The sequence below is a fragment of the Chitinivibrionia bacterium genome (assembly GCA_009779925.1).
Taxonomy (GTDB): Bacteria; Fibrobacterota; Chitinivibrionia; order Chitinivibrionales; family Chitinivibrionaceae; genus WRFX01.
This window is the reverse complement of record WRAZ01000052.1, coordinates 1-10576: the sequence shown is the minus strand read 5'-3', so window position 1 is coordinate 10576 and position 10576 is coordinate 1. Positions and strand designations below refer to the sequence as shown.

General features: G+C 42.1%; 6 protein-coding genes. 4 read left to right on the top strand and 2 right to left on the bottom strand.

Going from position 1 to position 10576, the window contains the following annotated elements:
• Both pheT and FWE23_10485 read right to left on the bottom strand, forming a co-directional pair.
• Positions 1 to 2309, bottom strand: a 2309-nt coding sequence (pheT, locus tag FWE23_10490) for a phenylalanine--tRNA ligase subunit beta (GenBank protein MCL2845856.1), incomplete at its 3' end; no start/stop codon positions are given.
• 135 nt (positions 2310 to 2444) lie between these two features.
• Positions 2445 to 3197 carry an ATP-binding cassette domain-containing protein gene (locus FWE23_10485; protein MCL2845855.1) on the bottom strand — a complete coding sequence of 251 codons (753 nt, stop codon included), beginning with the start codon at positions 3195 to 3197 and terminating at the stop codon, positions 2445 to 2447.
• Positions 3198 to 3255: 58 nt separating this feature from the next.
• On the opposite strand from FWE23_10485, the gene FWE23_10480 reads away from it, so the two are divergent.
• From FWE23_10480 to FWE23_10465, 4 genes are all read left to right on the top strand, one after another.
• A complete protein-coding gene (locus FWE23_10480; GenBank protein ID MCL2845854.1) occupies positions 3256 to 7509 on the top strand; it encodes a C25 family cysteine peptidase in 4254 nt (1417 codons plus the stop codon).
• Positions 7510 to 7526: 17 nt separating this feature from the next.
• Positions 7527 to 8348 carry an MBL fold metallo-hydrolase gene (locus FWE23_10475; protein MCL2845853.1) on the top strand — a complete coding sequence of 274 codons (822 nt, stop codon included), beginning with the start codon at positions 7527 to 7529 and terminating at the stop codon, positions 8346 to 8348.
• 104 nt (positions 8349 to 8452) lie between these two features.
• On the top strand, positions 8453 to 9571 hold the full coding sequence (locus tag FWE23_10470; protein ID MCL2845852.1) for a hypothetical protein: 1119 nt from the start codon (positions 8453 to 8455) through the stop codon (positions 9569 to 9571).
• Positions 9568 to 10410: a DNA adenine methylase gene (locus FWE23_10465; protein ID MCL2845851.1), complete on the top strand. Its 843-nt coding sequence runs from the start codon at positions 9568 to 9570 to the stop codon at positions 10408 to 10410. Before FWE23_10470 ends, FWE23_10465 begins: the two co-directional genes overlap by 4 nt.
• Positions 10411 to 10576: the final 166 nt, after the last annotated feature.

Sequence of the window (10576 nt, the reverse complement as noted above, 5' to 3'; positions counted from 1 at the left end):
TTGTCTATTACGCTTGTTCTCACGATATTTTGCACTTTCAGTTTTTCAACTGCCGAAAGAATTTCCGCTACTGTTATTTTCTTGTCGGCAACAACCGTGTAATCCAAAACCGAGCCGGGAAATTTCGGAAGCGGACTATATTTCACCTTGTCTTTTGGAGCTATATTTTCAAACGCCGAAATATCAATAATCGCCATAGATAATTTGCCTTTAATTTTGTAATCTTTTGCCAAAATCGGGTGAATTGTTGTAGCAAAACCTAAGTTTTTTCCCATAATTTTTATATCGACTGTTTCTGTCGGGTGAATTCCCGCCCAATTTCGCGGAAGCACGCTCGACGGAAATTTATCGCTGTGCGCCACAATTTGCGCCGAAACGTTTAGATAGCGCAGAAGTCGCTCCAAAACATTGACGAGCTCCATAAATCTGCTTTCTTTTTTGTCAAAAAGCAAAATTCCGAGGACATTTCTTTCTTTTGCGAAATCTTTTTCGTTAAAATCGTATTCTCTGCCAATTTCAAAACAGCCGAATTTGTCGAAATTTTTGCAGTTTTGTGCGCCGACACCCAAGATACTCGGTATAATACTCGGGCGCATTCTGTCGTGGTCTTTGCTTAGAGCATTCACCAAAACCAGTTTTTCATTTAGCGAGCCGATTTTCGATTTTTCGAGTTGTTTTTCGCCCGACATCGGGTATGTCATCGTTTCTAAGAGATTTGCGTTAAATATCAGAAAATCCTGTATCTTACGGTGAGTTTGCTTTGCCGTGGAAAGGCGAACGGGCGAAATTTTGTCGGTCGGCGGCATAGGCGTAATATTGTCATAGCCGATAATTCGTCCGATTTCTTCAATAATGTCCACGTCGTATTCAACGTCTTTGGTGGCGCGGTATGTGGGGACTTCTACATCTAATGTGTTGCTGTTTGTATCACTTACGCCGAAATCAAGTCCTTGTAAAATGCGGATAATTTCGGTTTTTTCTATTTCTTTGCCTAATACTGCGCATATTTTTTCTACAGAAACTTTTACGGTTTTTTTCTTGGGCGCGACAATTTCTTTTCCGTCTTTTTCTATTTTGCCTATAACTTTTGCGTTCGGACAAATTTCGCAGATAAGTTCTGTAATTCGCAAAAGCGAGCGTTCCAAAAGTTGGCTGTCGAGCGATTTTTCGTATCTTTGCGAAGAATCTGTACGTAATCCGATACGAGTGGAGGCTTTTCGCACTTCGCTGTCCGTCCAGTTTGCGCTTTCTATGAAAATTCGCGTGGTTTTTTCGCTTACGCCGCTGTTTGCGCCGCCCATAATTCCTGCTATCACAAGCGGTTTTTGTGTATCGGCGACAACGGTGTCGGTAGGAAGCAATTCTCTTTCGATTTCGTCGAGAGTTGTGAATTTTGTCTGCTCGCCTGCCTGACGAATTATAATTTTGCCGCCTTCAATAAGGTCTCTGTCGAAAATATGGTTTGGAATGCCGAGCTCAAGCATAACAAAGTTTGAAATGTCCACAATGTTGTTTATTGGGCGCAATCCACAGTTAACTAATCGATTTTTCAGCCATTTAGGACTTTCTCCTACTGTTATTCCGTCAAGCGAAAGACCGTAATATGCTTTGCAGCAGGTGTTTTCTTTGACTTCGACTGAGACGGGAGACGCGAGCCTCGCGTCTCTACATTTTTCAGAAATTATTTTATCTTCCCACGCTTTATCGTATTTGTTTTTCAGGGGATTACCGAAAATCAGTCCCATTTCGCGTGCAATTCCGTAATGTCCCCATAAATCGGGGCGGTGGGTTATGGACTTATTGTCGATGTCAAAAATTATGTCGCTTTCTATTTCGTAAATTTCGGCAATGCTTGCGCCGATTTTGGTTTCGGGCGGCAAAATCAAAAGACCTTTGTCGTCGTCGCCAAGCCCCAATTCTTTTTGCGAGCAGAGCATTCCGCAACTTTCGACGCCGCGGATTTTTTTCGGCTCTATCGTAAATCCGTTGGGGAATTTTGTGCCGAGTTTGGCGTAAGGCACGATTTTTCCGACTTCCACGTTCGGCGCGCCGCAAACGACCTCGTTTTTAACGGTGGCTGAGCTTGTCGAAGTCGCGCCCGCGTCAATTTCTACCAAGCGCAAATTTTCTGCGTCGGGGTGAGGTTTAACGCCTGCAACTTTTACGGCAACTATATTTTTAAGAAAACCGCCCGTCTCTTCGACGCCTTCGACCTCACAAGCCGCCATAGTAAATTTTACCGCCGCCTCTTTCGGGTCGATTTCGGGTATTGATACAAAGTCCTTGATCCAATTTAGTGAAATTTTCATTTTTTCTCCTTGGCGACGGTCGCCACCCATTTTTTGCGGGTAAAATAATATTTGGGCGATGGTCGGGCGACGGTCGCTGCTTGTTTTTTGTTAAATATCTAAAAATTATCGACGTTGCGGAAGTTTTTGGTTTTGTTATCTGTTTTCCGACCTGTCTATCCGATTAAAAAAGTCGTAAACTTTTCCTTCGGTTTGCGCCAGACCGTCTTTTAGCGTGCCGTCGAAGCAGACTAAGCCTTTTTCCAAATAAAGGATGGAGTCGGCTATTGTTTTTATAGACTCTATTTCGTGGGTGACTACGACTATTGTTATGCCTAATTTGTCGCGCATTTCCATAAAAAGTGCGTCGAGACCTGCGCTTGTTACGGGGTCAAGTCCTGCGGATGGCTCGTCGCAGAACAAAATCGGCGGGTCTAAAACAAGAGCGCGGGCTATTGCGGCTCTTTTTCGCATTCCGCCCGAAAGTTCATCGGGGAAAAGGTCGTAGGCGTGTCCCATTCTTACGTCTTTTAGTTTTTCGCGGACAATTTCTTCTATGAGTGCGTCGTTTAGTTTTGTGTGCATTTTTAAGGGGAGCGCTACGTTTTGCGCGACGGTCAGCGAGCCGAGAAGCGCGCCGTTTTGATACATTACGCCGATTTTTTTCAGCACCGCGGTCGTTTCGGGGGCGTCGAGTTCGCCTATCAGCGTTCCGAAAATCTTTGCACTGCCTTTTACGGGTTTTTCCAGACCTATTATGTTTTTGAGAAGCGTTGTCTTGCCACAGCCGCTTGTGCCGAGGATAACCCTGATTTCGTCTTTGTAAAAATCGGCGGAAATATCGTGCAAAACGACCTTTTCGCCGTATTGCGCAGATAAATTTCGTATCTCAATTATCGTTTCTTTCAAGAATACTCTCCTATTTAATGTACAAATATAGTATTTTCTCACAAAAAAGAGGTAGTTAATGTTGAAAAAGGCGACAATATTTCTGATTTTGTTTTTGACAAACGTTTTGTTTGCCGATATACAGGTTTTGGAAAAAATTAACGGCAGAATTGTTGTAAGGGTTAATCTCAGCGCTCCTGTTTATAGGGAAAGTATGCAAATTCCCGTTCAATCTTTGAGTTTTACTGCCGCCGCAGGTTCACAACCGCAAGTATCGGCGACCCCGCAAAACCGATTTACTATGAGAGTTCCTGAAAATTTAGGAAATGAAACGGTATCTCCTACCGTAAATTTCACTTTTGCGCGCAGTATTCCGCTTTTTTCTGCGGAAATTTCGCCGATTTTGTCAATAAACGGCAACGAAATCACATATACCACGGAAATGATAGTCGTAATTTCATATTCCGCAGGTCAAAACAGAAATCTTGTTCCGAGAAATAGTTTTTATGACGCCGTGTCAAGCGCAATTCTTAACGCCGACAGAATACCCAACACCGTTTTTCAGCAAAGAGCGCCGAGAAGTAGCGGCAGTATTAACAACATAACTGCTGATGTCGCTCTCAGATTTTCTATCGGCGACAGACCAACCGTAGCTCAAAGTCATCAAGAAGCATTTCGCCATCCTTGCCCCGAAACGGACGTAGCAAGAGGAGCGGGAATTTACAGAATTACGCGTTCGGATTTAGAGTTGCTCGAAAGGCGGCTGGGAACTCAAATTCCTATAAACCAAATAAGAATACGCTCCTCAAATCCAAATATAGTCAATGACACAACGCCGTCTATAGCCGAACTGATTGATACGCTCAACGGTCTTGTCGATGTGCCTTTTGTTGTGCGCAAAGGTAGCCCGACGGGTAATCCTCTTCTTTTTGAGGATGGCGACGAAATCCTTTTTTATGCAGAAAAAATCCATACGTGGCGTTTTGACGACAGCGAAAACGTAAACGATTGGCGTTTTTTCTTTAATTTTACGGATTTCAGGCGGTATTACTGGATAACGGTTGAGCCAAACGGCGGTTCCAACAGAATGAATACAATTGCGCGCTTGCCCGAGCCTAGCGCTCCCTTGAGAGAAGTCGGCGACGTGTATTTCAGAGGAAACAGAAGCACTCAATTAACCACGGGAGACGTTGCGCAGGGGCACGGCGACAAACGTTGGGTTTGGACTACGCTGACAAATCAAAATGAAAACACAAGGGTTTTTAACTCGGTAAATTTTCCGAATAGTTTTATAGTAAATCATATAAAAACCGAAAACGCAGATATACGATTTTTTGCTCACGAACTTAACCGTTCGGGCTTGGCTTCGCTTGTTTTTTCAGTTGCTCCTGCGGGAGATACCACTCGATTAACCATTCAGAGAGCAAATCTCGGAAATTGGCATTCGTTTCCGTCCGCTTCTCAATTTAGTCTCAGGGCAAATTTTTTGGGTGCCGCGGAAAATCCATTTTCTCCGTATTTTGACTTTGACGGATTTGATTTGCGATACAGGCAAAGATTGTCTTTGTTTAACGCTGAAAATCAAACAAGAAGGCACAGTTTGCAATTTTATTCGCCGCCGCGCCCCGACCGCAACGGACCGCAAACAGCCGTAAGATACAGGATTTCGGATTTGCCGCCGAACGAATTCAGAATGCTTGTTCGCCATAATCCGAGAACGCAAATAACGGAATTGATAGACAGCGGCTCGACTTCGGCAACCTATCTCGAATTTTCGTCTGCTACGGGGAACGGTTTCAAATATCATTTGGCAACTCAATCGGGATTTCGCTCCGTTGAGAATATGCAACAAATCAATATAGCGCAACAAAACGTCGGATTACGCATTGTCGATTTGCTTAATACTTCAAACAGAGTGGACTATCTGATAATTGCGCCGCAAGAATTTTTACAACAAGCGCAGGATTTGGCTCAACACAAGCAGAGTATCGGAATGTTTCAGTTTCCGAGAGTTGTAAGCACTGATGATATTTTCAGAGTGTTTTCGGGAGGTGTTTTTTCTCCTGAGGCAATCCGTAATTTTATGGTTTATGTACAGAATATGTGGGGCGCCGCACCTTTTACGTATCCAAATTATTTGGTTTTGTTCGGTAATGGGCACTATGATTTTAAAAATATTCGTTTTCCGCTTCTGTCGCATCCGAACCACATCCCTCTCTATATTGCAGTCGATTCCGATTATCCGATTTTTACAAGATTTCGCTTTGTATCGTATCAAATAGAAGATTTTTTCGCATATACGCAGGCGGGAATGATTGCGGGAAATATAGCGCCGCTCAGTAATCCGCAATTACCTGCGGCGTTTCCGCAATTTGCAGTAGGGAGAATACCCGTAAATGACGCTCGCGAGGCAAACGCGTATCTTCAAAAAGTCAAGAATACGGAAGGAGCGCAAGCAGACTTTTCTTCTTGGCGAAACCGCCATCTTTTTGTTGCCGATGACGATAGTGTTCCGAGAAGCTCCTCTGCGCCGCAAGGCATTGAAAACAGCTTCAGTATGGCGCATACCCGACAGTCCGATATTATGGCTAACATTGCCGCAAGAATGGATAGTTCGGCGGATATTCGCAAAATAACGCTTTTTGAATTTCCTTTTGACAATCAGGGTGATAAGCCGCTTGCACGAAACGCTTTAATCAGAGAAATAAACAACGGTGTTTCGCTCGTAAGTTTCTTTGGACACGGTTCGCATTCACAACTTGCGGATGAGAATATTTTTCACACAAGGGATGTTCCTTCGCTTATAAATACAAAAAGATACTTTGTGTTTTTAGCGCTTTCCTGCGCGGTCGGATATTTCGGAGACCCTGCGACTTTGGGGCTTTCCGAACTTTTGGTGCGCGCTCAAGGAGGCGGCGCAATAGCGGCAATTTCTGCTTCGAGAATATCTTGGCCCGTCGAAAACGAACCTTTTGCCGTCGCCTTTTTTACACGTTTTTACGATTCTACCCGAATTGGCTCCGTAAGTATAGGAGGAGCGTATATTGCCGCAAAAACCGCTGCAGGATTGACAATAAGAAACATCCCGACTTACACTATTTTGGGCGACCCGTCGCATATCCCGATGCAAGAGCGTCTGATGATACCCACCGCCAATATAAGAATATTAGACGAAAACCGCAATGAAATTAACGCCCCTCTCAAAAAGATGCAAAACGTTATAATTCGCGCAACATTGCCCATACCGAACGACCAAGTAAGGCGCACTGCCGAAATAATTCTTCAAAATCCCGAAAACACTTCTCCTTCACGAAGAGACGGTATTGTTCAGTTTCCCAACAATGAGCATTGGGGAGCAAATGTGCAATATCGTCTTCCCGGATTGATAGCTACCCGCAGAGTAGATACTACAATCGTAGGAAATGTTGTAGAAATACCATTTATGATTCCGCCGACGGTTTTGGAAGATACTTTAGGGTCGGCGATAAGAATTCACGTACATTCCGCTACAGAACGAACAATTTTCAGCGGTTCGATAACCGACGGCATAATATTCAGCGGTTTCGATACGACAAACATTAACATCAATGACAGCATAGGACCTGTAATTGCAGTTCGGCATATAATTGGCGGCGATACTAATCACATCGTAAGCGACAGAATAGTTATCGACGGCTTTGACAGAGGGAGAGAGCAGAGGCTTTATTTCAGAATTTCGGATATGTCGGGAGTTGATATTTATTCGGCGCAGTCGCCGGGCGGCGGGATTTCGGTTTCGATTGACCGAGCGATGAGTCGCAGACAATTCGGCACGGACGACGCGGAAGTAAGACTGTTTAATGAAGATTTTCGCGAAGTTTCGCTTAACTTGCCGCTTTTAAGAAGCAAATTTCCCTCAACAGGCGAATACGAATTAACCATTTCCGCGCGCGACATTTTGCAAAATATTACCACTCGCCGCTTTATTTTGGATATACGTTCGCTTGGCAACGAACAATACGCGATAGGCGATTTTTTCGCGTATCCGTCTCCCGTGCGAATGGGGCAAAGAACGCGGTTTTTCTTTAATCAGCCGACAGACAACGTCGCCGACATATCGCTTAAAATATACACGCTCAACGGGCGGCTTGTGCGCAGTTTTTCCAATGTTCAGCGCGGCGTGGAATGGGATTTGACCGACCAAAGAGGGCAACAACTTTCGCCGAACGTTTATCTTTACAGGCTTTTTGTAAGGCGCTACCGAAGAGACGACGGACAGCATATATCGTCGTCGCCTCAAACGGAAGTAATAAGAAGCCGAGTGAGAAAAATGGTAATTCATCCGCCGAGATAAAGACAGGAGACAAAAAAGTGCTTGAAATATTATTTTTGGGAACGGGAACTTCACACGGCGTACCTGTTGTGGATTGCATTATGACGGACTACAAACATTGCCCGAAAAACGTATGTAAATTAGCCGAAACCGACTCAAAACACAACCGAACCCGCTCGTCCGTTTTGCTTTCTTTTAACGAAAAACACATTTTAATCGATTGCGGCACAGATTTCCGTTCGCAGGTCTTGCGCGAAAAAATAAAGCGGATAGACGCGGCGCTTTTCACTCACCGCCACAGCGACCACATAGGCGGAATTCCCGATATTCGCTCATACTGCTTTACCGTAAATTCGCGCACCGACATCATCGAAAAACCTCTCCCGATTTACGGTTCGCAGGAAACGATAGATGCGATTTCACAGGCATATTCTTACATTTTTAATCCGAACGCTTGCGTTGGCGGCGGTATTCCATCCCTAAAAAGAAATGCGATTTCGGACAAATTTTCGCTTTTCGGCTTAGATTTTGAGCCGATTTCGGTAGAACACGGCGATTGCAACGGCTGTTTCGGCTATCGTTTCGCCGATGTCGCCTATATTCCCGACGTAAAAAACATTCCGCCGAAAGAAGTACAAAAACTTCAAAATCTCGACCTTTTAATTATAGATTGCCTACGTATGGAACGCCCTCACAGCACGCATTTCATATACGAAGACATAAAAAATCTGATAGCGCAAACCAACCCCAAAAAAGTCCTCGGCACCCACCTCTGCCACGACATAAACTACGAAACCGACGAAAAAATCATAGACCCGCGAATGACTTTCGCGTTCGATGGGTTGAGAGTGGTGGTGTGAGAAATGTTTTTTGGTATAAAGTTTGTTTTGTATTCACTCTTTCACTCCGCGCCAAATAGTATTTTCCTCTGAAAAAACAGCAAAAAAGAGGTCTTGTTAAAATTATGAAAATAGATGGAAAAATAACAGGAATAAAATATAAAGTTTTTCTATCGGAAAATCTGCAAATTGTTGATGTTGATAAATTTGATATAAATAATGTCCCCGCGTTTTGCTGTTTGAAGGATGATAAAACGTTATTTGCCATTTCAAAATGGGTATCTCCCAAAAGAACGCGTTCATATCCTTACGAACGTGTTTATAATACGCTAAACTCATCAAAGAAAATCACAGTTATTCCAATTGTAAAAGACGAAGGAGCGACGGGAGACCGAGATTTTCTTCAATGGGATACTGTTTCGTTAATGTCTTTGCTTGATGTTTTTGTAATTTTTGCATATTATAAAAAAGCGGAAATTAACCCTCGTTTTAATAATAAAATCACAAATCAACAATTTGACAACAATTATATAATTTCTAAAATAAAAGAAATAAAACAATACCATAGTTCTGCGTTGCATTGGAATTTGAACGAATTAAAAAACAATCTGCACGATATTCTTGATAAAGCAAAGAAATCTTATTCAGAAATAGAAACTAATTTATACATTAAACTTCATAATTTAAACGGTTTAGACAATTTCAAAGAAAAAATCGGCAGAGAAGTTGAAACATTTATGCAATTTTCGCGAGAAAAAGCTCAAAAGGCGCAAACTCGCGAAATACAAACCACGCAACCGAAAGAAAATTTATCAAGCAACACAAAAGCAAAAATTACAATCACAAATTACCTTGGTGGACAATACTTTTTTACAGTTGATGAAGTTCTTATTGAAAATGATACCGTATATCTTATTGAAAGCAAGCACTCCGCAAATTCCATATTTCCAAGTATTGGCGACATAAAAGACGGACTTTTGAAAATGATTTTGTATTCAAATCTTTGCGAGGTTGAGGTAGATGGAAAACCGATGAAGAGTAAGGCTGTGTTGAATTTGACATCAGCGAAATTAAAAGGAGAAATCAATGAAAAATGTTTCGGGAGAGACAGAGCAGAATTCATTTTTGAAAACAAATTAGACGGAAATAAACAATTTTTGATTTCGGAACTTTTTAGGGAGGCAAATGAAAACGGATTTGAGATTAGAATAAAAAACTCGAAACAAGAAGTTTATAAAGTATGATTAAATCCCCTCTCCGCTACCCCGGCGGCAAAAGCCGCGCAGTTGAAACAATCGCAAAATTGCTCCCCGATTTTGACGAATTCAGAGAGCCATTTTTAGGCGGCGGTTCGGTTTTTGTGCATACAAAACAGCGATTTCCAAACAAAAAATTTTGGATAAATGATTTATATTCGGAATTATATAAATTTTGGAAAATGGCGCAAAAAGATGTTGATGCTTTAATCGAAAAAGTGTATGAATGGCGAAATGAATATCCGATAGGCAAGGAGTTATTTCAATTTTTGAATAAAAATTTGAATGATTTTAATGATTTGGAAAAAGCGGCGGCATTTTTTATTTACAATCGTATTACTTTTTCAGGCACAACTTTAAGCGGCGGATATAGCGAAGGCGCGTTTTCGGGGCGTTTTACGGAAAGCAGTATAAAGCGCTTAAACGATTTGGCAAAAGTTATAAACGGCTCCCTCATAACAAATCACGATTATGAAGAATTACTAAAAAAAGAAGGCGAAAATGTATTTGTTTTTCTTGACCCGCCTTATTATTCCGCAACAAAATCAGCGCTTTACGGCAAAAACGGCAATCTTCACAAATCTTTTGACCACAAGCGTTTTGCTGAAAATATGAAAAACTGCAAACATAAATGGCTTATTACTTACGACGACAGCGAATATATCCGCGATTTGTTCTCTTTTGCTCATATTACGCCTTGGAATTTAACATACGGAATGCGAAATGTTGCCGAAAATTCCGACCAAACAGGGAAAGAATTGTTTGTTTCCAATTATTTATTAAACAGCATACCGACTAAAAATAAGCAATTAACTCTTTTTTCTTAATTGGCAAATAGTATTTTCCCTGCAAAAACAACAAAAAGGAGATATAAAAAATGGGAAAGACCATTGTTGAAAAAATTTTTGACGCTCATTTACGGGACGAGCCGTTTGAGGGAACATTCGTATTGAATTTGGACAGAGTTTTCTGCCACGAAGTCACCACGCCGAT